This window comes from Burkholderia sp. B21-005, assembly GCF_020843965.1.
Taxonomy (GTDB): Bacteria; Pseudomonadota; Gammaproteobacteria; order Burkholderiales; family Burkholderiaceae; genus Burkholderia; species Burkholderia ambifaria.
Map to the genome: position 1 here is coordinate 993,755 of NZ_CP086302.1, position 21,084 is coordinate 1,014,838.

The following is a 21,084-nucleotide window of genomic DNA, read 5'->3' on the forward strand; positions in this document are numbered from 1 at the left end:
AGACATCATGGCGCTTGTCGGGGTATTGGGCGGAATGGGGCCGCTGGCCACGGTCGACTTCATGCATCGCGTGATTCGCTTGACGCGCGCGCGCTGCGACCAGGAGCACCTGCCGATGATCGTCGCGAACCTGACGCAGACGCCCGATCGCTCGCGCGCGATCATCGACGGCGGGACCGATCCGCTGCCGGCGCTGCTCGACGGCGTCGCGCTGCTGAACCGCTGCGGTGTCGACGTGATCGCGATCCCGTGCAATTCGGCGCATCACTGGTATGCGCCGCTGCGCGAGCGCAGCGAGGCGCCGGTCCTGCATATCGTCGATGCCTCGGTGGCCGCTGTGCCGGCCGGCGTGCGGCGTGTCGCGGTGCTCGCCACGGGCGGCACGCTGGTATCGGGCTTCTACCAGGCGGCGCTGCGTGCGCGCGGCTTCGAGCCGGTGATGCCGGCCGTGGCCGCGCAGCGCGATATCGCCGCGTGCATCGCGGCCGTCAAGGCGGGGAAGCTCGATGCGTCGGTGCGATGCCTGTCGCGCGCGCTCGCGACGCTGGCGCGGCGGGACGTGGGCGTCGCGGTGATGGGCTGCACGGAAATTCCGATCGCCGCGCGTGCGTTGCGCGATGCGCCGTTCGCGTTGATCGACAGCACGCAGGAGCTGGCGCGGGCGACGGTCACTTATGCGGCGGAGCGCGGCTGGGGGCGGGCAGTGTGACGCGCGGCTCTCAGGCATGCTTGACGGACGCCGCTCGCGCGGGCCACGCGTGCGGCGATGCTCGGCCGGCCGGCGGCGGACCGGCCGCTCAGGCGGCGATCTTCCTCAGCCAGTCGGCAAGCCGTCTCGCGCCGTCCGGCATGTCCGCATCCTCGCGCGTGCACAGGTAGTAGTCGCGCCCGTCGTCGAGCGCGTGGTCGAACAACTGCACGAGTTCGCCGCTCGCCAGTTCGCGCTCGACCAGCGGCGCACGCAGCAGCGCCGCGCCGAGATCCGCGCGCGCCGCGCTCAGCGTCAGTTGCCCGTCCTCGAACATCGGCCCGACCGCATGCGACACGTGCCGCACGCCGGCACCCTGCAGCCAGTTGACCCAGGTGCTGCGATCCTCGTCGTGCACGAGCGGCGCCCGCGCGAGATCGGCCGGCGTGCGGAACGGCCCGTGACGCTTCAGGAACGACGGGCTGCACATCGGCACCATCGCGCCCGGCAGCAGCCGTTCGCAGCGGTAGCCGGGCCAGTCGCCGGTGCCGAAGCGGATCGACAGATCCGACGCGTCGCTTCGATAGTTGCGGTGATGGGCATACAGCACGGTCACGTCGACGTCGGTGTTGTCGGCGAGGAACGCGTGCAGCCGCGGAATGAACCAGCCGATGCCGAGCAGCGGAATCAGGCTGATCGTGATCTGCCGCAGCGACGAGCGGTCGCGCACGAAGCGCGTCGCGCTGCGCAGCACCGAGAACGCGGCGCTGATCGAGCGGTAATAGTCGCGCCCTTCATCAGTGAGCGCGAGCAGCCTGCCTTCGCGCACGGTCAGCGGCGTCTGGATGAACGCTTCGAGCAGTTGCAGCTGGTGGCTGACCGCGGACGGCGTGATGTCGAGCTCGTGCGCGGCCGCGGTGACCGACCCGAGACGCGCGAATGCCTCGAACGCGCGGACGGCGCGCAGCGGCGGATCGTGCGGCAATTGTTCGATATTTTTCATGTATCGAATTTTATCGAAAAATAAGGGTAAGCGACAATCTGAAAATACGCTGTATTTACAGGTGTTTACGCTATTGTGTCGGGAATGGCATAAGCATCCAACAATTGAGTATTTGGGGTGCGGGTGTCGAATCTTTAATATTTTTCATGTTTTGAGCCGAATCACTGATCCCCGCACATGAAAATCGCCTTTCTTCCCGCCCGTCTCGCCTTCTCCGCGGCCGCGCTGATCGCGGCCGTTCCCGCCTTCGCGCAATCCGCGCCGCAGACGATCCTGATTGGTCTCGCCGCGCCGCTCACCGGCCCGTCCGCGCGAATCGGCAAGGACCTCCAGAACGGCGCGCAACTCGCGATCGACGACGCGAACGCGAAGCATCCGAGCATCGGCGGCAAGCCGGTCGTCTACAAGCTCGTCGCGGCCGACGACCAATCCGACCCGCGCACGGCCGTCGCGGTCGCGCAGCAGCTGGTCGACCAGCACGTGATCGGCGTCGTCGGTCACTGGAATACGGGCTGCAGCGTGCCGGCGTCGCGCGTCTATCGCGATGCGGGCATTGCGCAGATCGCGCCGGCATCCACCGGCCACCAGTACACGCAGCAGGGCTACGCAACCGCCTTCCGCATCATGGGTCACGACGATGCCGGCGGCAACTTCACCGGCGCCTATGCGGTGAAGACACTGAAGGCGAAGCGAATCGCGGTGATCGACGATCGCACGTCGTTCGGCGCGGGGCTCGCCGACCAGTTCATCAAGGGCGTGCAGGCGAACGGCGGCACGATCGTCGATCGCCAGTACGTGAACGACAAGACGACCGACTTCAGCGGCGTGCTGACCGCGATCAAGGGCAAGCGCGCGGATCTCGTGTTCTTCGGCGGGCTCGACGCGCAGGCCGCGCCGATCGCGCGCCGGATGCGCCAGCTCGGCGTGAACGCGCCGCTGCTCGGCGCCGGCGGTTTCGTGAGCCAGACCTTCCTGTCGCTCGCGGGCAAGGACGGTGAAGGCGTGACGGCGCTGGAGCCGGGCCTGCCGCTCGACCGGATGCCGGGCGGCAAGGCGTTCGACGCGCAATATCGCGCACGCTGGCATGCACCGATCGAGCTGCACGCGCCGTTCGCGTACGACGCGGCCGCCACGCTGATCGCGGCCGTCCAGAAGGCCGGCACGACGCAGCCTGCGAAGGTGGTCGCGGCCGTGCGCGCGATCGACCGGTCCGGCGTGACCGGCCAGGTCGCGTTCGATCAGCAAGGCAACCTGAAGGACCCGGCGTTCACGATCTACCAGGTACGCGGCGGCAAGTGGACCGTCGTCGACGTGCTCGGCGGCGCGCGCCCCGCAACGAAATAACGACGGAGACGTTTCCCATGACCGATACGACCCATACCTTCGCGCCGGCACCCGAGGACACGCGCCTCGGCATCCTCGCGCGGCGCCGCATCGAAGCGGAAATCATCAAGCCGATCTACGAGATCATGAAGCGCGAATTCGGCACCGAGCGCGCGCAGGCCGTGATCGCGGAAGCCGTGCGCGGCGCGGCCGTCGACGCGGGCCGCACGTTCGCCGCGCAGGAGCCCGACGGCACGAGCGTGCAGTCGTTCATCGCGCTGCAGGTGCTGTGGGAGAAGGACAACGCGCTCGACGTCGAGGTGCGCCGCGCGGACGACGCGCACTACGACTACGACGTGCATCGCTGCAGCTATGCGGAGATGTATCACGCGATGGGGCTCGGCGAGATCGGCCACCTGCTGAGCTGCGCGCGCGACAGCTACTTCATCGAGGGTTACGACCCGCGCATCGCGCTCACGCGCACGAGCACGATCATGCAGGGCGGCAAGCGCTGCGATTTCCGCTATGCGCTGCAGGCCGCGCCGCGCGACGACGCAGCGGAGGCCGGCAATGCATGACGACCTCACACACGCACCGCGTGTCGACGGCGCGCGGCTGTGGGCATCGCTCGAACGGATGGCGCAGATCGGCGCGACGCCGAAGGGCGGTGTCTGCCGTCTCGCGCTGACCGATCTCGACCGCGAGTCGCGCGACCTGTTCGTGCAGTGGGCACGCGACGCCGGCTGCACGGTGCGGGTGGATCGGATGGGCAACGTGTTCGCGCGCCGCGCGGGCCGCGATCCCGGCGCCGCGCCGGTGATGACGGGCTCGCACGCCGATTCGCAGCCGACCGGCGGCCGCTACGACGGCATCTACGGCGTGCTCGGCGGCCTCGAGGTCGTGCGCGCGCTGAACGATGCGGACATCGAGACCGAGCGCCCGATCGACGTCGTGATCTGGACCAACGAGGAAGGCTCGCGCTTCGCGCCGGCGATGATCTCGGCCGGTGTGTTCTCGGGCGTCTATCCGCTCGAATACGGGCTGTCGCGCGCGGACGGCGCCGGCAAGACGATCGGCGAGGAACTCGCGCGGATCGGCTATGCGGGCGCCGAGCCCGTCGGCGGCTATCCGGTGCATGCCGCCTACGAACTGCATATCGAGCAGGGCGCGATTCTCGAGCGCGCGGGCAAGACGATCGGCGTCGTGACGGCCGGGCAGGGGCAGCGCTGGTACGAGGTGACGCTGACGGGCGTCGACGCGCACGCGGGCACGACGCCGATGGAATTCCGGCGCGACACGCTGGTGGGCGCCGCGCGGATGATCGAATTCGTCGATGCGCTCGGCCGGCGCCATGCGCCGCACGCGCGCGCGACGGTCGGGATGATCGAGGCGCGGCCGAATTCGCGCAACACGGTGCCGGGCAATTGCTTCTTCACGGTCGAATTCCGCCATCCCGACGATGCGGTGCTCGACGAACTCGATGCGGCGCTGCGTGCGGAACTGGCGCGCGTGGCGGCCGACGCCGGGCTCGGCGCGCGGATCGAGCAGATCTTCACGTATCCGCCGGTGCCGTTCGCGCCGCGCTGCATCGACGCGGTGCGCGACGCGGCGCAGGCGCTCGGGCTGTCGCACATGGACATTGTGTCCGGCGCGGGCCACGACGCGTGCTATGTCGCGCGCGTCGCGCCGACCGGCATGATCTTCGTGCCGTGCGTCGACGGGCTGAGCCACAACGAGGCCGAGGCGATCACGCCGGAATGGTCGACGGCGGGGGCGGACGTGCTGCTGCGCGCGGTGCTGCACAGCGCGCAGGAAGCGGGCGCTTGACCGGCGCGGCTTACTTGCCGGCCTTGCGCCGCGCCATGTACGCGAGGTAGGCGACGATCTGGTCGAGTTCCCGGTCGCTCAGTTGCTCGGGCGGGAACGCCGGCATTACGCGGCCCGGCCAGTCGCGCACCGATGCCGGATTGCGGATGTAGCGGCGCAGCGCGGCCGGCTGGAAGTAGTCGACCGGATTCATCGGCGCGTTCAGGTCGGGGCCGGCCTGGCTGCTGCCCGCGCCGTCGAGGCGGTGGCACGCGAGGCATTGCGTGACGAACAGCCGCTGGCCCACGCGGGCCGGATCGTTCGCCGGCAGCGCGGGAGCGACGGCGAGCGACGGCCAGCGCGCGAGCGGCGACGATTCGACCGTGATGCGCACGATCTGATACGGCCACTGCTCGCCGCGCACCGACGACGCGTCCGGCCCGAGCCATACGAGATAGAACGGCCCCGCGCTGACCTGCTTGCCCGGCAGCTTCGGCCACGGGTGCGCGGGATCCTCGATCGCGAGCCACGCGACGGCGCCGGCCGGCGCACGGCGGCGCGCGAGATCCAGCGGCAGTTGCGCGGCGAAACCATCGGCCGCGCGCGTTTCGAGCACGCCATCGGCGGCTGGCGGCGTGTCGCCGAGCAGCGCGGCGAACGGCACTGCGCGGAACGTCATCGGCCGGCCATATGCAATGTCGCGCGGCACGTGGATGTCCGTCGCGTCGGTGCGCGCGAGCAGCGCCTGGCGCGTCAGGACGCGCGGCGTGCCGTCGGTGTCGAGTTCGAGCGAGCCCTGGGCGGACGCGCGCGTGGCGATCAGGCACACCATCAACAGCAACAGCGAAAACCACCGGCGCTTCAGCATTCGTACTCCGTGGAGGGGCGTTGCGGCGGCGGCAGAAGGGGCGAGTGCCGCGGCCGATGGAAGGAATCGGGCGACAGTCTAGCGGTTAAGGGCGGCGCTGGCGACTGCGGCGCGGGCGCACGGGGGTCGGGATCGAACCGGCGACGGTAGCTTGTCCGGCTACCCGGCCGCCGGATGCGTGCGCAGGGATCGCGCCGCGCGATTAGGCCTGCGGCGCAAAGGCATCGGTGAATTGCGTCGCTCCGGCCCGATGCGCGTCGTCGTCAATGCGTCGGACATTGCGCGTCGGCCTTCGGCAACGGCGTGTCCCGCGCCGTGTCGAAATCGGCTTCGCGCGTGCCGGACGGTGTCAGCGACACGAAATGCATCGCCCCGCCGCGTGCCGGGAACCCGGCGATGCCGGTCGAGCCCCACGGAATCGGCGAACGCTGTACGCCGCTCACCGATATGCCCGTTGCCGAAAGCGCCAGCGTCAGCAGCCGCCCGTCGCGGGTCGGCACGTACGCATGCGTGCCGTCGACGCCGATCCCGGCCTCCCGCACCGACGCCGGCAGGCAGTCGAGCGTGGCGACGCGACGGCCGTCCGGGTCGATCAGCATCGCGACGCCGCGATTGTCCGCGGTCGTCGTGACGACGACGAAGCGGTCGACCGCCGGCGCGTAGGCCGACGAATACACGTAGTACTGGATCGCGTCGTTCAGCACCCCGAGCTTGTCGAGCTTGGCCGTGACCGGATCGAACATCGCGTATTCGAGCGTCGCGTCCGTGCTGCCTTCGATGTATTTCTGCCAGACCAGCAGCGCGCGGCGCGGCGAGCCCGCGACCATAGGCCACCACTCGCGGCGGTGCGGCGCGACCGCCACATGGTTCAGCACGTGTCCTTCGGCATCGTAGGTTTTCACGTAGACGCCGTTGCCGGTGCCGAGATTGTCGACGCCGCCGCCGTCGATCCAGTCGGCGGAATAGAACACGACGAAGCGTTCGCCCACCGCGGCGACGTGCCCCGAGTGGCCGCCCGCTTCGACGTCGTTCGGGTAGGGCTTGATCGGCTTCAGGTCGCGCCGGTAGATGCCGTATCGCTGGCTGACCGTCTCCGGCGTGTCCCAGCCGTCCTCGAACGTGACGAAGATGTCGCCGCGCGGGTTCTGCGCGATCGATACCGGTTCCTGCGCCTCCGGGCGGCTGATGAACGTATGGACGCGCAGCAGGCCCGGCTTGCCCGGCAGCCATTCGCCGACATACACGTCATGCGGCCAGTTGCCGTTGCGCAGCGCGCCGCGCGGCGCGATGCCCGAGCTGCTGAAGAACACCCAGCGCCGACCGTCGCCGGCGTCGGCCACGCCGATCCCGTGCATGAAGCGCCGCGCGTCGCCGCGTTCCTGCGGCGCCGAAGCTTCCTGCACGGTGACCGTATGCACGACTGGCGCACCGGCGCACGTGTATGACGGCGCGGCGGCAACGCATGCGCCGCACAGAGCGGCCGCGACGCGCCATGCGGCGGCACGCCGGGCCGCGCGTGCGCGCAGGGGGAACGCGTGCGCCACGTCCGGCCGCTCCCTCATTCGACGGTGACCGATTTCGCGAGGTTGCGCGGCTTGTCGACGTCGGCGCCGCGCGCGCAGCCGACGTGATACGCGAGCAGTTGCAACGGAATCACGTTGACGATCGGCGACAGCGCATCGCCCGATTCGCGCACGCGGATCAGGTGCGTGTCGCGGTCGGCATCGATCTCGAGCTGATGACCCGCGAGCACGTACAGCCGTCCGCCGCGGGCGCGCACTTCGGCCATGTTGGACTTCAGCTTCTGGAACAGGCGGTCGTCCGGCGCGATCGTGACGACCGGCATCGCGCTCGTGACGAGCGCGAGCGGGCCATGCTTTAGTTCGCCGGCCGGATAGCCTTCCGCATGGATATACGACACTTCCTTGAGCTTGAGCGCGCCTTCCAGTGCGATCGGATAGTGAATGCCGCGCCCGAGGAACAGCGCGTTCTCGGTGCGCGCGAACTTCGCGGCCCAGCCCATGATCTGCGTTTCCAGCGCGAGTGCGTGGGCGATGCGCTCCGGCAGTTCGTGCAGCTTCTTCAGGTGCATCGCGACCTGCGCGGCGTCGAGCCGGCCGCGCTGCTGCGCGAGCGTCAGCGTCAGCAGGAAGAGCGCGACGAGCTGCGTCGTGAACGCCTTGGTCGACGCGACGCCGAGCTCGATGCCGGCACGCGTCAGGAAGCAGAGCGGCGCGCTGCGCGCGATCGAGCTGGTCGCCACATTGCAGATCGCCATCGACATGTCCTGGCCCATCCCGCGCGCGCGCTCGAGCGCGCCGATCGTGTCGGCGGTCTCGCCGGACTGCGAGATGCCGACGACCAGCGTGCGCGGATCGGGCACGGTATCGCGATAGCGGTATTCGCTCGCGATCTCGACCTGGGCCGGGATGCCCGCGATGCCCTCGAGCCAGTATTTCGCCGTCAGGCCCGCGTAGTAGCTGGTGCCGCAGCCGAGCAGCAGCACGCTGCGGGTCTTCGACAACATCGCTCGCGCGGTTTCGTCGCCGCCGAACAGCGCGGGCGAGATCGCGTCGATGCCGTCGATCGTGCTGGCGATCGCCTTCGGCTGCTCGAAGATCTCCTTCTGCATGAAGTGCTGGTAGGGCCCAAGCGCGGCGTCGTCGTCGCGCGCCTTGACCTCGCACAACGGACGCTTGGCTTCGCACCCGACCGAATCGACGACGTCGATGCGATCCGGCGTGATCAGCGCGACGTCGCCGTCTTCCAGGTAGACGAAGCGGTCGGTCAGGTCGCCGAGCGCCGCGCAGTCGGATGCCAGATAGTTCTGGTCCGCGCCGATGCCGATCACGAGCGGCGAGCCGGCGCGCGCGGCGACGAGCCGCTGCGGTTCGAGCGCGCTCAGCACGGCGATCGCATACGCGCCGTGCAGCCGCTTGACCGCGCGGATGACGGCATCGAACAGGTCGTCGCGATAGACGCTGTGGATCAGGTGCGCGATCACCTCGGTGTCGGTTTCTCCGCGAAACGTATAGCCACGCTGTCGCAGTTCGGCGCGCAGCGCGTCATGGTTTTCGATGATCCCGTTGTGCACGACCGCGATCGTGTCGCCCGACATGATCGGGTGCGCGTTGACTTCCGACGGCGCGCCGTGTGTCGCCCAGCGCGTGTGCGCGATGCAGGTCTGCGCTTCGAGACCGAGCGTCAGCACGCGGTGCTGCAGGTCCGCCACGCGCCGCAGCGTGCGTTCGCTGCGCAGGTGGCCGTCACGCAGCACGGCGATGCCGCATGAATCGTAGCCGCGATACTCGAGCCGGCTCAGTGCATTGACCAGTTGCGGCACTTGATTCTTCAGACCGCTTGCTCCGACGATTCCGCACATGATTCACCTCGTCTACAGGGGAGTTGCCGGCTGGCGCGCGCGACGCGCGGCAGCACGCTATCAGGAGCGGTGTCGCGCCGCGCGGCATGGTCGCGCGCGGCGCGGCACGTCTGCCCCGACCTATTCGCGGTGTTGTGGCCCTGCGTGCGCGACCCATTCGATGCCCGAGATCGAGCCGTTCGCGTCGTGCGACGCGACGAGAATGCGCGTCGTGCGTCGTGCGCCGCGCCGGCGGGCGCCCGCGAGCGCGGTCGGGACCGAGCGTACCTTCACGCTGGCCGAGCGCCGCAGCATCTTCGACACGCGCCACCGGTATGCGAGCGGATGCACGACGCGCCCCGCGATCAGCCACATGACGATGGTGCCGGCGATCAGCGCGATGCTCGTCACGTAGAAGACGATCTGTTCGATCGGCATCTCGGCCTCGTTGAACGGCAGCAGGTAGCGGTAGGTATAGATGCAGATCGATGCCCAGACCCCACCCACCAGCGCGGGCCGCATGAGGCGGAACCACGCGACAAGCACAGGTCCGACGATGCCGCCGCGCTCGGCGATCAGTTCGCGCGGGGCGCGCAGGGAAAGGTCAATAATCGGCGCGTTCTTCATGTTGAATGCCTCGGTCGGGACTGACCCAAACGGCGCGTTTGCCGCGGCCCCGCAATACGACGGCGGGCAGGGCGACGACGGTGGTGACCATGCTGATCAACCAGAACGCGACGGGGTACCAGATAGTGTCAAGGAAGTACATCAGGAGTTTTTCGTCATAACGACGATCGATCATGCTGCCGATAATCAGCTGCAGGATGCAGGTCGCCACCAGCAGCATCCCGTGCCAGTGCGGCACCACGGACACATGCCAGCTCGGCGGAAGCGGGTAGACGACGTTGATCAGCGCGAGCAGCAGGATGAACGACATCGAGTACGCCCACGCGATGCCGATCAGGTACTCGATGAACAGCGGCCACATCATCATCTGCGTCGGCCGCGCGAGCGTGCCCGCGTACTTGATCAGCACCTGGATGCCGCCCTTCGACCAGCGCAGCCGCTGCCGGTAGAGCCCTCTGACCGTCTCTGGCATCAGGATCCAGCTGAGTGCGTGCGGCTCGTACACGACGCGCCAGTCGCGGCACTGCAGCTTCCAGCTGATGTCGATGTCCTCGGTCAGCATGTCCGAGCTCCAGTAGCCGACATCGGCGAGCGCGGTCTTGCGGAACATCGTGATCACGCCCGACACCGTGAAGATGCGGCCGTACACCTGCTGCGTGCGCTTGATCAGCCCCACGATCGACGAGAATTCGCCGACCTGCATGCGCCCGAGCAGCGACGTGCGCGTGCGGATGCGCGGGTTGCCGGTGACCGCGCCGACGCCCGGATCGGTCAGGAAATGCTCGAGCATCCAGCCGATCGCGTCGTGCGCGAGCAGGGCGTCGCCGTCGATGCAAAGCAGGTATTCGGCGTTCGACACCGCGGCCGCGGTCGTGAGCCCGACTGCCTTGCCCTCGTTGCGCGCATGATGGATCACGAGCAGCCGCGGGATCTCGACGGCCAGCTCGTTGAGGATCTCGCCGGTGCGGTCCTGGCTGCCGTCGTTGACCGCGATGATGTCGTAGTTCGGGTAGTCCATCGCGTTCAGGTGCCGGATCACGCTGCGCGCGTTCGCCGCTTCGTTGAAGCACGGCACGACGATCGAGATCTTCGGGATGCCGCTCGACGCGATCGTGCGCGTCGACAGCTCGCGGCCCTCCTCGAGCAGGAAGTAGTGAACGACGCCGCCGATCATCCACAGATACGACATGAAGAACGGATAGTAGAAGACGAAGTCCTGCAGGCGCTGGATGATGCTGTGGGTGTTCATGGCGTCTTGCTTCCCTGCGGATGCTGCATCTGCATCAGCGCGTTGATCGAGTTCGGGTCGAGGCGGGACTTCAGCGACATCACGTCGCGCATCGCTTCGAGTTGCGGCTGGCCGTTCAGGAAGTTGTCGGGGTAGTAGCCGAAATTCACCGCGCCCTTGCTGCGCAGCCGCCGCATCTGCGCAAGCAGCGTGCCCGCCGGCACGTCCTTGTGCGCGTGCCAGTCATACGACTGCAGTTCGAACACGGTGCGCTCCAGCCCGCGCTGCTTCGCATGGACGGCCTGCACGAGCTGGTCGAGCCAGCCTTCGGGATCCTTCGCCTGTTCCATGTACGGCATCGCCATCAGCGCGACGTAGTCGTAGGTCGCGAGGAAATCGTCGTAGTTCTGCGCGTACCACGCTTCCGATTCGGGCTTGAGCACCGGCATCGCGAAGATGTTGCGTGCGGTCAGCACGTCGCCCGCATTCTGGTGGGCCAGCACGATCTGCGAGAGCTGGCGGGTCAGGTCGATCAGGTAGCGCGACTTCTGGCGCGTCCAGCGCTTCATCAGGTCGGGGTTCTCGCGGATCTTGCCGATGTCCGCCGGCAACCCCCACTGCGAATAGATGCGCAGCGCATGCTTGCCCGCATCCTCGTAGTCGTCGAGCACGGCGTCGTCGCTGAACAAGATGCCGCTGAACGACGCGTGCTTGGAGAGATCCTCGTAGATCTGCTGGATCATCAGCCGCGCATCCGGATCGAACGGGCTCAGCCGGAACACGCGCGTGCCGTTCTCGCGGGCCGGCGCGCCGCCGTAGGCGCTCACGGCCTCGATCCCGCGCTGCTTGTCCGCCGGCGGCCGGAACGCGAGCACCGGCATCCACGCGTACACCTGCACGTTGGCGCGCGTGTTGAGCTGCCACGCGGCGCGCGAGAACAGGTCGGCGCGCATCGGCAGGTGCCGGTTCGGGAAATACACCGCTTCGGCCACGCCCGTGCCTTTCGGATCCGCATACGCCTGCAGGTACACGGATTTCGGCTGCATCCGGTAGATGCGTTCGATCAGCTTGCCGAGGTTCGCTTCCTGCCGCGCGGGATCCGGATCGTAGACCTGGTCGAGATCGACCTGCACGGTGCGCTCGGGCACGTCGACGTCACCGCGGTTGGATGCCGGTTCGCGCATCGAGCGTTCGAATCCGCCGATGTCGACGTCATACATCATCAGGATCCGTCTCAACCGGTCCAGCGGCACGTCCGGCGTATTCGGACCGGCGTCGAGGCTGAACTGGATGTCCATGCCGAGCGACGTCGATATCTTGCGCACGGGCTGGTTTTCCGCGCCGTATGGCCACACCATCGAGCGTGCGACGATGCCGGTGTGTTCGCGGATCTGCCGCACGCATGTCTGGAGGTCGTTGTGCACGCGCGCTTCAAATTCGGCGTCGGTTTCATAGCGCTTCTGGTCCTGCAGATAGAGGTGCGAGGTGGTCGCCGGCAACTCGTTGCCTTGCGGATTCGCGATCGCGCCGTGATGGAGGTTGTGAGTGTGGCAGCCGAGCTCGACGAGGTGCGACTGGCCTAGCTTCTTCACTTCGTCCCACGACAGGAAGTAGTCGCGCGGCACCTGCACCTTGTCGCTGATGCGGATCGGCGTATCCGGCGGTGTATCGATCCACGCGGTGACGATGCCCATCACGGCCGGATACTTGAAGCGCTCGAGCAGCGGCAGCACCTTCGTGTAGTGGCTGCGAAAGCCGTCGTCGAACGTGAGCAGCACCGAGCGCGGCGGCAGCGGCTTGCCGCCGTGCCGCGACTCCTCGATCTGCTTGACCGTGATGGTGTGGTAGTTGTTGGTCTGCAGCCACGAGAAGATCGCGGTCAGCGTGCCGGTATCGACCGCGAACGGGTCGACCACCGCCGACGGGGAGTTGAACGACGCCATCAGGTTGTCACGCACGTCATGCAGGCAGATCACGCGAAACGTCTTGCCGTCGGCCGGATCGGACGGCGGCAGCAGGTCGATCATCTTGGCATTGCTCACGCCCGGGAACAGCGAGCAGGCGGCAAATGCGCCCATGCATCCGCACATGAAGGTCCGTCTGGATTGCATCGTACGATCTCCTTGTTAGAACGGCAGGTTGAGCGACAGGAAGCCGGTTTCGGAGCGCTCGCGCTCGCCGTCGTACGCGTGGCTGCTGACCTCGACGCCGTAGCTCAGCGTGATGTCATGCTTGAACGTCCACGCGTGCTCGAGCCGCGCGCTCCACAGCGCACTGGTGCCGAATCCGCGCTCGTTGTAAGCGCCGCCCGACACCGAGATGCGCTGCTGCAGCCCCATGTCGCCTTTCTTCCACAGCGTCAGCTGGTGCATCACGGTCGCTGCGGCCGCATAGTCGCGGCCCGGGCTGAAGTAGGGTGCGTCCCGGCGCGTGTTGCTGTCGGTGCCGAGATCCAGCGATACGTTGACGAGCTGGTTGGCGGCCGTGTACACGCGCTGCGTGGCGGTCGCCGTGATCTCCTGGTGCAGGTTCGAATCGCTGTAGCGGCTCACGCCGTAGCTCAGCTTGACCTCGCGACGGTCGTTCTGGCGATACACGACCGACGCGTTCGCGGAGCGGCCCCAGATGTGCGCGGCATACGCCTTCCACGGCAGCGAGTTGTCGTTGCTGTCGAGCCCGCCGGAGACGGTCCAGTAGTCGTTTAGCGCGTAGGCGATCGACCCGCGGCCGCCGGTTCGGCCGTCCCCGCCGAACGAGCGCGTGACTTCGCCGAGGACCGTGAGCGGCCCGTGCCGGTAGTCGCCGCCGATGCCCGTGCGGGTGCGGCTGACGCTGCCGCTGTCGGTTTGCGCGTGGCCGAAGAACGTGTGCGAGAAGACCCGCCAGTTGTCGCCGAACGGTTGCGAATAGATGTAGCTGTCAGACGTGAAGCTGTTGTCGGCCAGCGCGCTGTTGCCGTGCTCGAAGCTCAGATCGGTCGTGAAGATGGGGCTGCGGTAGGCCTTGTAGTCGCGCTTGAAGCTGCGCACGGCGCCGCTGTCAGGGAACGTGTTGTCCAGGGTCTGGTCGACGGTCTTCGCAGTTGCGTAGTCGTCCGCCGTGAGCGACGCGCGGCCCAGGCCCGCCAGCATCTCGACGCTGTCCGGGTGGTCGGCCAGCGACGCGCGATACATCGAGATCGCCTGGCGCGGATGCGACTGGCCCGACACCGCGTCGGCGTGCGCGGCGCGAACCTCCGCGTTGAACGGCACCTCCTTCTCGAGTTGTTCGAGCGCGGTGATCCCTTCGTCGGGGTGACCCGTGAAGATCAGGTATTGCGCGCGCAGCCGGTAGTAGCGCAGATAGTCGCTTTCCCCCGGGCCGTAGTTGCGCACTTCCGTGGCCGGCGGCAACGACTTGCCCATGTCGTCGAGCACCTGCTTCGCGTCCGCCGCGCGGGCCTGGTCGACGTACGACCAGAACAGCCCTTCGCGCAGTTCGATCGCGCGCGTGCGCGCACCGTACTGGAAGCCGCGGGTCGCGCGGTCCGTCGGCGACGCGGTCGCCTGATTCAGCGCACGCTGGTACACGGCATTCGCCTTGCCCGGTTCGCTCAGGTACAGGTAGGCGTCGCCGACGGCCGCCAGCGCGTCGATCGAGATCTCCGCGTCGGGCGGGATGGTCTCGAACGTCGCGACGGCCTTCGTCATGTCGCCGCGTGCCGCAAGGGCGACCGTGCGGTCGCCCGCGAGCGCCGTCCTGACGGGCGTGTACTCGGGTGTGGCCGGCATCCGCTGGTCGAGGTCGTCGGCCGCGCGCAGCGCGTTGTCGAGTCCGTCGAAGCGGTCCGAACTCGTCATCGAGCGCGACTTGTCGCGTCCGCCGCGCACCTGCTGGCGAATCGACAGTTCTTCCAGTTGCGCGATGTCGACGGCGGAGAACGCATCGGGCCGCATTTTCGCTTCGTCGAGCGCCTTGACCGCGCCGCCGCTCGCCGCGAGGCCGAACACGTCTTTGCGCACGGTCTCGACGTCGGCGGTACGGAGATCCGGCGCCTGCGCGTTCGGCGTTTCGACGTCAGGCCCCTGCGATCGTTGTAGGGATTCGCCGGGTAGCTGGGCGCCGGGCGTCTGTGAACTCGGCCCCTGGGACGACGGCGATTGCGCGCCCGGCATCTGCGTCACGGGCGCGGGCGAGTTCGGCATCGGCGTGCCGGATGCCTGAGCCGTTTGCGTCGACGCATTCGGCGGCGCGGTGGTCGCGGCTTGTGCGGATGCAGACGGTTCGGATGGCGTCGAGGCGGTCGGCGCTGGTGTGTCGGGCGGTTGGGTGCTGGCGGCCTGGGCAGGCGGCATCGGCGCGTCCGGCGTCAGCGCGATCGGTGCCGGCGTATTCGGCGGTGCGGTGTCGGACGCCTGGGCAGGCGGCATCGGCGCGTCCGGCGTCTGCGCGACCGGTGCCGGCGTAGTCGGCGGTGCGGTGTCGGCGGCATGTGCAGGCGGCATCGGCGCGTCCGGCGTCAGCGCGATCGGCGCCGGCGTATCCGGCGGTGCGGTGTCGGACGCCTGCGCCAGCTGCATCGGTGCGTCCCGCGTTTGCGCGACCGGTGACTGCGCGTCAGGCGCCGGGTCGCTCGATTGCGGCGCTTCCGGCTCCACCACGACCGTGGTCGGCGTATTCGATGCCTGAGCGATCTGCATCGACGCGTCCGACGCCTGCGCGATCGGCGTCGGCGCATGAGGGGGCAGCGTGCCCGAACCCTGGGCGACCTGCATCGGCGCCCCCGTTGGCTGCATGTCGGGCGGCAGCGCGTCCTGCGTGCCGTGGGTCCCGGCGATTTCGCGCGCGCTGCCCGGTTCCGCGTCGCCTTCGGCGGCGAAGCAGGGGCCGGACGCGAGGAGCAGCAACAGCAATGGCGCATGCAGGAGGATCCGCCGGTTGGACGGAGCGACGGTGGTGCATTGTTGTTTACGATTGTTAGCCACGGTATGTCCTCTCTTCGAATCGATCACATCGGTTGCATGCCCGACGATGCTCGTCGCCGGCCATCACGCTGCCGGGTGGCGAGGCCCGGCAGCATCCGGCCGGTTCACAGGCGGTTGCGGATCGCTTGTCCAAGCAGCGCGCGCGATTCGCTGTTCTTCGGGTCGATCGCGAGTGCCCGGCTCGCGTTGTGCTCCACGCAGTTCCATTCGTCCATCTGTGCGCATGAGCGCGCCTTCGCCAGCGCGCGGGCGCCTTCCACCTCCTCGCGTGTCACGCTGGCAGCCTCCATGTGTGCCGAGTCCGCTATATATGAATGCGGCTGAATTCTCGGCTCGGGGTCGGTGGGTTTTTTCGTGCGCGCCAGCGTCTGCGAACGTGACGTCCGGTGCGCGTCGGTCGAGCGCGCGGCGCGCGTGCTGGCCGATGCGGCGTACCCGTTGCCCGCGAGCGTCGTGGAGTGTCCATGCGCACGACGCGTGTGTTTCGCGGGGGAGTGGGCCGTCGTTTGCGGTGGCACGGTCGGTTCGGCCGCCGCCGACATCACGGGCGCGGCCGGTGCAGGCGACATAGCCGGCGCGGCCGGTGCGGACGACGTAACCGGCGCGGCCTGTGCGACAGCCGTTGCCACGCCGGCGGGCGCGGAGGCGCCGGAAGCGGCGTCCGTCGCGGTCACGACGGCGTGGCGATATTTGTCGACGGCGGTGCCGATCACGCCAGCGATGTCGTGCGCCACGGTTGTGTGGGATGCATTGCCCACACCCGCGTCGCGCTCGACATACGCGAACGCACCGAAGATCGTGGCAAACGCAACGATGCTGAGTGCCGCACTCTTGCCCGGGCCCCAGGAGGGTTTCGCCTGACGGACCGGCGAGTCGTCCGGTCGTTCTGCGCGAGTCATTCCATGCTCCTCGTTTCGGTGGATAGGGGTGGATGGGGGGGAATGGCGCGATTGCGCGCTCTCGGCACGCGGATTCAGGCGGGGCTCACCATTTCAACTGCGTGGTGAGCGCACCCGTTTCGACGATCGCGAACTGCGTCGCCCCCTGATAGGTGCCTTCGACCCGGTAACTGGCCTCGGGCACGCTGAACAGACAGCGTGGCCCCGTGGCCTTGAACTCGAGCAGCACGCGGCCGTGTCTCCGCAGCCGTACCTGCACGTTGGACAGCGGTTGCCCGGTGCTGCCCGCCACGAATGACACACCGAGGTTGTATGGACGGCCGTCGGGGGGGAGCGGCGCCGTACCGTCGATTCGTGCATCACCGCAGATGTACGAAATCACGTATCGCTCCGGGACCGCGCCGGACGCAGGCATCTCGGTTTGGGTCTGGCCCTGGGCCACGGCATCGATGCAGAGCGCGAATACGACGATGGCGAGGAGCGGGCGAGCATGCTGTTTAAACGACGAGGAAGACATTGCAACCTCCAGCCGGAATCGATGACAACGCATTTATTCCGAGTCGAAATTATGTGCGTGCTTTTGCGACATGATATTGATACACGATGGGTTTGGAACAAACAATTGTGTGTAGCCCGAACGGCACACCGTTTAAAATGTCTTATTTAAATAGGATTCAGATTTATTCGACGAATGCCTATCAACAGAATAAAGGCGATATTGCCGGACATGAAATTTGCTCACCGGTAGCGATGACCCGTCGGGAAACTTACGACGTAAGAGGTACCGGAATTCGTACCGAAAAATAACGACTGATAAAAGGAAGTGTTGCCTCTGTATGCGAGGCATTGCGATGACATCGGCGCACAGATTGGAGAAATCGAAAAATAGGGTGTGACGGCTTTGGTGCGAATCGTCGTCCCATGCAAATCGAAACTTTTATTTTGTTCTGTAACAGGTTATTTCCGCTGTTGAAATCGGCAAGTTATTCAGGATCAGATATTTCTGATAGAAAGAAATACGGCCTGAACTCGCAAACGTTTGGCCTGTTTTACGCGCTTGATCCAGCGCGCGATATTCGCATCAATACCCGGGGCAGGACCGGAAAATGCTCCCCGCGCGCCGTTTGAATGACGGCGCGACGCGCGGTTATCTGCGCATCGTGCGCCGGCGAGTCAGGCGATGAGGGACGGGGAAGGGTGCTATCGGCTGCCGCCGACGCTGCGGCGCGCCATGCGCACGGCCGGTGCGGCCGGCTCGGCCGCGATCGGGCCGTCGGCCGCGGCGCGCGGCCGGTTCATGATGTAGGTCCACAGCTGTTCGGCCGCGAGCCCGCGCTTGCGCGCGGACCGGTACAGGCGGATCTCGAGCTCGGTGATCCAGTCTGCCGAGCCCGCACGCACGAGCGAACCTTCCGCGAGTTCCTTCGCCACGCAGCTTTCCGGCAGCCAGCCGATCCCGTGCCCGGCCACGACCATCCCCTTGAGGGCCTCGGACATGTGCGTCTCGAAGCACCGGTGCAGCGCATACGATTCGGACGCGTTCAGCAGCAGCATCTCGACGACGTTCCCGAGGAACGCGCCCGACGAATACGCGAGCAGCGGCAGCGGCGCGTCCGGCGTGCCCGGCAGTTCGAATACCGGCCCGCCGCGCGCGTCGGGTGTCGACACCGGCAGGATGCGTTCGACGCCGAGCGTGACGAACGGGAAGTGGTTCGGATCGAGCACGATCGGCAGTTGCGGATGGTGATAGCCGAGCAGCAGGTCGCACTCACCTTCGACCAGTTGCTGCACGCCTTCGGGCACGTTCACCGCATTGACGCGCGCGGTTACATGGCCGACTTCGCCGTTCAACTGCTTGAGCCATTCGGGGAACAGCGTGAACACGAGCGTATGCGCGACCGCGAAGCGCACGACCTGATCGCTTGCCGCGAACTGGTCGTAGCCGTTCACGAGGTTGCGTGCCGCGTACATGCTGCGCAGGATGTCCGCGGCCAGCCCGCGGAACATCTGGCCGGCCGGCGTCAGCGTGATGGGGTTGATGCTGCGGTCGACCAGCTTCGCGTCCATCCATGTTTCGAGCGCGGCGATTCGTCTGCTGAACGCCGACTGCGTGAGGTGCCGATGACGCGCGGCCCGGGAAAAGCTCTTGGTATCCGCAAGGCTCAGGAAATCTTCCAGCCACTTCGCTTCCATTTCGATCTTCGCTTGTTATGGTCGGGCGCCCACAGGGGCGGCGGCGCCGTTTCGCTGCACGAACTTTCTAGCCTACCGCGCCTCGCGCGCCGGCAGCCGATGTTTTTTTTCGATCGGTGTCAGTCGAAATATGCATGAGCATTGTCGGCGGCATTACGGCTGCATAAGTTTGAGGCGCCGGACCCGGCTAACCAGTTAGTTCACCGCGTCGAACGCTGGTGCGGCCGCAGACGGTACTTCCCCAGGGCCGGCCGCGCAGGTTGCGTGGCCGGCCCGCTTTCCCGCGGCCGATTGCGACGACCCGGCGCCGTGCCATCCTGATCGGCGAACGGGGGGCGGGGATCGGGGCGCCCAGGGCCAGGGCGGGTGGTGCGGGGCACCATTTGCCACGACGGGCACGATGGGTGCGGGCGCACATTTGGTGCAGTGCAGATTGCGTATTCGTGACACGCGGGGGAACTATGTTCGACAGGCGCGCGCGATCGCGGCGCGTCGATGCGGCGGAGAGAGCCGTCGCTGCACCGTCGTGGTGCGTCATGGCGCACGAGCGTGCGCGGTGCGGCGCCAAAAGGGGGGAATCGAGCGGATAGCGCAAGGCACGTTCCTTGCAAAGCAATGAGTACGCCGGTCCGGCATGCGCAATGCCGGGGAGAACGATGGAGAACAATTCGATGAAACCGTTCGATGAAATGCTGCAATCCGGCGACATGGTGAGAGCGCCTTACGCGCGCCTCAAGCAGTGGCTCGACACGCAGAACCCAGCAAGCCTCGCCCAGAAGGCCCACGACGCCGAAGGGGTGTTCCGCAGGACGGGCATCACGTTCGCCGTGTACGGCGACGCGCAGGCCGCCGAGCGGCTGATTCCGTTCGATATCGTGCCGCGCATCATCTCGGGCGCGGAATGGAGCCGGCTGTCGCTCGGCATCGAGCAGCGCGTGATGGCGCTCAACGCGTTCCTCGACGACATCTACCACCGCCAGGAAATCGTCCGCGCGGGCATCGTGCCGAAGCACCTGATCGCGCACAATGAGGCGTTCATCCCGGAGATGATCGATTTCCGGCCGCCCGGGAACGTTTACACGCACATCATCGGCGTCGACATCGTGCGCACCAGCGAAAACGCGTTCTACGTGCTGGAGGACAACGCGCGCACGCCGTCGGGCGTGTCGTACATGCTGGAAAACCGCGAAACCATGATGCAGCTCTTCCCGGAGCTGTTCCAGCAGGTCAAGGTGCGCCCGGTCGAGACCTATCCGCAGATGCTGCGGCAGTCGCTCGCGGCCGTGTGCCCGCCGGGCGGCAACGCCGACAACCCGACCATCGCCGTGCTCACGCCCGGCATCCACAATTCCGCGTACTACGAACATTCGTTCCTCGCCGACCAGATGGGCGTGCACCTCGTCGAGGGCAGCGACCTGCAGGTGGTGGACGGCCGCGTCGCGATGCGCACGACCGAAGGCTTCCGGCAGATCGACGTGCTGTACCGCCGCGTCGACGACGCGTTCCTCGATCCGCTCACGTTCCGCCCCGACTCGGTGCTCGGCGTGGCCGGGATCATGGATGTCTACCGCGCCGGCAACATCACGATCGCGAACGCGCCGGGCACCGGCATCGCCGACGACAAGGCGATCTACTCGTACATGCCGGAGATCGTCGAGTTCTACACGGGCCGCAAGGCGTTGCTGGAGAACGTGCCGACCTGGCGCTGCGGCGAGGCCGACAGCCTGAAATACGTGCTCGACCATCTCGACGAACTGGTCGTGAAGGAAGTGCACGGCTCGGGCGGCTATGGGATGCTGGTCGGGCCGTGCGCGTCGAAGGCCGAACTCGAGGCGTTCTCCGCGAAGCTGCGCGCGCGGCCCGCGAACTACATCGCGCAACCCACGCTGGCGTTGTCCACGACACCGATCCTGACCGAAGCCGGCCTCGCGCCGCGCCACGTCGACCTGCGGCCATTCGTGCTGGTGTCGGACCGGATCCGCATCACGCCGGGCGGGCTCACGCGCGTCGCGCTGCAGGAAGGATCGCTCGTCGTCAACTCGAGCCAGGGCGGCGGCACCAAGGACACCTGGGTGCTGGCCGACTGAGCCGGGCACGACCACGCGCGCCGCAGCCGGCGCGCGA

General features: G+C 67.3%; 17 protein-coding genes. 6 read left to right on the forward strand and 11 right to left on the reverse strand.

Going from position 1 to position 21,084, the window contains the following annotated elements:
- Positions 1-7 precede the first annotated feature (7 nt).
- Complete coding sequence (locus LMA02_RS20840; protein WP_228909637.1) at positions 8-709, forward strand: aspartate/glutamate racemase family protein; 702 nt, start codon at positions 8-10, stop codon at positions 707-709.
- A gap of 88 nt (positions 710-797) precedes the next feature.
- On the opposite strand, the gene LMA02_RS20845 is transcribed toward LMA02_RS20840, so the two are convergent.
- Positions 798-1,691 (reverse strand): LysR substrate-binding domain-containing protein, encoded by an 894-nt coding sequence (locus LMA02_RS20845; protein WP_011658529.1) that lies wholly within the window; start codon positions 1,689-1,691, stop codon positions 798-800.
- 177 nt (positions 1,692-1,868) lie between these two features.
- Here LMA02_RS20845 and LMA02_RS20850 point away from each other — a divergent pair, with 177 nt between their 5' ends.
- Genes LMA02_RS20850 through LMA02_RS20860 form a run of 3 tightly spaced genes read left to right on the forward strand, consistent with a single transcriptional unit; the run spans position 1,869 to position 4,841 of the window.
- Positions 1,869-3,035, forward strand: coding sequence for a branched-chain amino acid ABC transporter substrate-binding protein (locus LMA02_RS20850; protein ID WP_228909638.1), 1,167 nt, complete (start codon positions 1,869-1,871; stop codon positions 3,033-3,035).
- Positions 3,036-3,052: 17 nt separating this feature from the next.
- Entirely contained in the window at positions 3,053-3,592 is a 540-nt protein-coding gene (locus tag LMA02_RS20855; RefSeq protein ID WP_228909639.1) for an L-2-amino-thiazoline-4-carboxylic acid hydrolase, read from the forward strand.
- Complete coding sequence (locus tag LMA02_RS20860; RefSeq protein ID WP_228909640.1) at positions 3,585-4,841, forward strand: Zn-dependent hydrolase; 1,257 nt, start codon at positions 3,585-3,587, stop codon at positions 4,839-4,841. The genes LMA02_RS20855 and LMA02_RS20860 overlap by 8 nt, the downstream gene beginning before the upstream one ends.
- Before the next feature lie 10 nt (positions 4,842-4,851).
- Here the strand turns inward: LMA02_RS20860 and LMA02_RS20865 are convergent, their stop codons facing one another.
- The 9 genes from LMA02_RS20865 to LMA02_RS20905 form a co-directional block, all read right to left on the reverse strand.
- Positions 4,852-5,688: a cytochrome c gene (locus LMA02_RS20865; RefSeq protein ID WP_228909641.1), complete on the reverse strand. Its 837-nt coding sequence runs from the start codon at positions 5,686-5,688 to the stop codon at positions 4,852-4,854.
- 263 nt (positions 5,689-5,951) lie between these two features.
- A complete protein-coding gene (locus LMA02_RS20870; protein WP_228909642.1) occupies positions 5,952-7,250 on the reverse strand; it encodes a hypothetical protein in 1,299 nt (432 codons plus the stop codon).
- On the reverse strand, positions 7,247-9,070 hold the full coding sequence (gene glmS / locus LMA02_RS20875) for a glutamine--fructose-6-phosphate transaminase (isomerizing) (protein ID WP_166723627.1): 1,824 nt from the start codon (positions 9,068-9,070) through the stop codon (positions 7,247-7,249). The genes LMA02_RS20870 and glmS overlap by 4 nt, the downstream gene beginning before the upstream one ends.
- A gap of 120 nt (positions 9,071-9,190) precedes the next feature.
- Entirely contained in the window at positions 9,191-9,676 is a 486-nt protein-coding gene (locus tag LMA02_RS20880; RefSeq protein WP_166723628.1) for a Biofilm PGA synthesis auxiliary protein PgaD, read from the reverse strand.
- Positions 9,654-10,925 carry a poly-beta-1,6-N-acetyl-D-glucosamine synthase gene (pgaC, locus tag LMA02_RS20885; protein WP_228909643.1) on the reverse strand — a complete coding sequence of 424 codons (1,272 nt, stop codon included), beginning with the start codon at positions 10,923-10,925 and terminating at the stop codon, positions 9,654-9,656. The genes LMA02_RS20880 and pgaC overlap by 23 nt, the downstream gene beginning before the upstream one ends.
- Positions 10,922-13,015 carry a poly-beta-1,6-N-acetyl-D-glucosamine N-deacetylase PgaB gene (gene pgaB, locus LMA02_RS20890; protein WP_228909644.1) on the reverse strand — a complete coding sequence of 698 codons (2,094 nt, stop codon included), beginning with the start codon at positions 13,013-13,015 and terminating at the stop codon, positions 10,922-10,924. The genes pgaC and pgaB overlap by 4 nt, the downstream gene beginning before the upstream one ends.
- A 15-nt stretch (positions 13,016-13,030) precedes the next feature.
- Positions 13,031-15,868 carry a poly-beta-1,6 N-acetyl-D-glucosamine export porin PgaA gene (gene pgaA / locus LMA02_RS20895; protein WP_228909645.1) on the reverse strand — a complete coding sequence of 946 codons (2,838 nt, stop codon included), beginning with the start codon at positions 15,866-15,868 and terminating at the stop codon, positions 13,031-13,033.
- Positions 15,869-15,972: 104 nt separating this feature from the next.
- Positions 15,973-16,767: a hypothetical protein gene (locus LMA02_RS20900; protein ID WP_228909646.1), complete on the reverse strand. Its 795-nt coding sequence runs from the start codon at positions 16,765-16,767 to the stop codon at positions 15,973-15,975.
- Positions 16,768-16,852: 85 nt separating this feature from the next.
- Positions 16,853-17,284: a hypothetical protein gene (locus LMA02_RS20905; RefSeq protein WP_228909647.1), complete on the reverse strand. Its 432-nt coding sequence runs from the start codon at positions 17,282-17,284 to the stop codon at positions 16,853-16,855.
- Positions 17,285-17,688: 404 nt separating this feature from the next.
- Between LMA02_RS20905 and LMA02_RS20910 the strand changes: the two genes are divergently transcribed.
- Positions 17,689-17,895, forward strand: coding sequence for a hypothetical protein (locus tag LMA02_RS20910; RefSeq protein ID WP_228909648.1), 207 nt, complete (start codon positions 17,689-17,691; stop codon positions 17,893-17,895).
- A 72-nt stretch (positions 17,896-17,967) separates the two neighbouring features.
- On the opposite strand, the gene LMA02_RS20915 is transcribed toward LMA02_RS20910, so the two are convergent.
- On the reverse strand, positions 17,968-18,960 hold the full coding sequence (locus LMA02_RS20915; protein WP_228909649.1) for a LysR substrate-binding domain-containing protein: 993 nt from the start codon (positions 18,958-18,960) through the stop codon (positions 17,968-17,970).
- A gap of 671 nt (positions 18,961-19,631) precedes the next feature.
- Here LMA02_RS20915 and LMA02_RS20920 point away from each other — a divergent pair.
- On the forward strand, positions 19,632-21,047 hold the full coding sequence (locus LMA02_RS20920; protein ID WP_166723634.1) for a circularly permuted type 2 ATP-grasp protein: 1,416 nt from the start codon (positions 19,632-19,634) through the stop codon (positions 21,045-21,047).
- Positions 21,048-21,084: the final 37 nt, after the last annotated feature.

What these genes read in the sequence shown, in the direction of transcription:
- LMA02_RS20840 (WP_228909637.1), top strand. Translation starts at nt 8, where the DNA reads ATGGCGCTTGTCGGGGTATTGGGCGGAATGGGGCCGCTGGCCACGGTC.
- LMA02_RS20845 (WP_011658529.1), bottom strand. Translation starts at nt 1,691, where the DNA reads ATGAAAAATATCGAACAATTGCCGCACGATCCGCCGCTGCGCGCCGTC.
- LMA02_RS20850 (WP_228909638.1), top strand. Translation starts at nt 1,869, where the DNA reads ATGAAAATCGCCTTTCTTCCCGCCCGTCTCGCCTTCTCCGCGGCCGCG.
- LMA02_RS20855 (WP_228909639.1), top strand. Translation starts at nt 3,053, where the DNA reads ATGACCGATACGACCCATACCTTCGCGCCGGCACCCGAGGACACGCGC.
- LMA02_RS20860 (WP_228909640.1), top strand. Translation starts at nt 3,585, where the DNA reads ATGCATGACGACCTCACACACGCACCGCGTGTCGACGGCGCGCGGCTG.
- LMA02_RS20865 (WP_228909641.1), bottom strand. Translation starts at nt 5,688, where the DNA reads ATGCTGAAGCGCCGGTGGTTTTCGCTGTTGCTGTTGATGGTGTGCCTG.
- LMA02_RS20870 (WP_228909642.1), bottom strand. Translation starts at nt 7,250, where the DNA reads ATGAGGGAGCGGCCGGACGTGGCGCACGCGTTCCCCCTGCGCGCACGC.
- glmS (WP_166723627.1), bottom strand. Translation starts at nt 9,070, where the DNA reads ATGTGCGGAATCGTCGGAGCAAGCGGTCTGAAGAATCAAGTGCCGCAA.
- LMA02_RS20880 (WP_166723628.1), bottom strand. Translation starts at nt 9,676, where the DNA reads ATGAAGAACGCGCCGATTATTGACCTTTCCCTGCGCGCCCCGCGCGAA.
- pgaC (WP_228909643.1), bottom strand. Translation starts at nt 10,925, where the DNA reads ATGAACACCCACAGCATCATCCAGCGCCTGCAGGACTTCGTCTTCTAC.
- pgaB (WP_228909644.1), bottom strand. Translation starts at nt 13,015, where the DNA reads ATGCAATCCAGACGGACCTTCATGTGCGGATGCATGGGCGCATTTGCC.
- LMA02_RS20900 (WP_228909646.1), bottom strand. Translation starts at nt 16,767, where the DNA reads ATGACTCGCGCAGAACGACCGGACGACTCGCCGGTCCGTCAGGCGAAA.
- LMA02_RS20905 (WP_228909647.1), bottom strand. Translation starts at nt 17,284, where the DNA reads ATGTCTTCCTCGTCGTTTAAACAGCATGCTCGCCCGCTCCTCGCCATC.
- LMA02_RS20910 (WP_228909648.1), top strand. Translation starts at nt 17,689, where the DNA reads ATGCAAATCGAAACTTTTATTTTGTTCTGTAACAGGTTATTTCCGCTG.
- LMA02_RS20915 (WP_228909649.1), bottom strand. Translation starts at nt 18,960, where the DNA reads ATGGAAGCGAAGTGGCTGGAAGATTTCCTGAGCCTTGCGGATACCAAG.
- LMA02_RS20920 (WP_166723634.1), top strand. Translation starts at nt 19,632, where the DNA reads ATGAAACCGTTCGATGAAATGCTGCAATCCGGCGACATGGTGAGAGCG.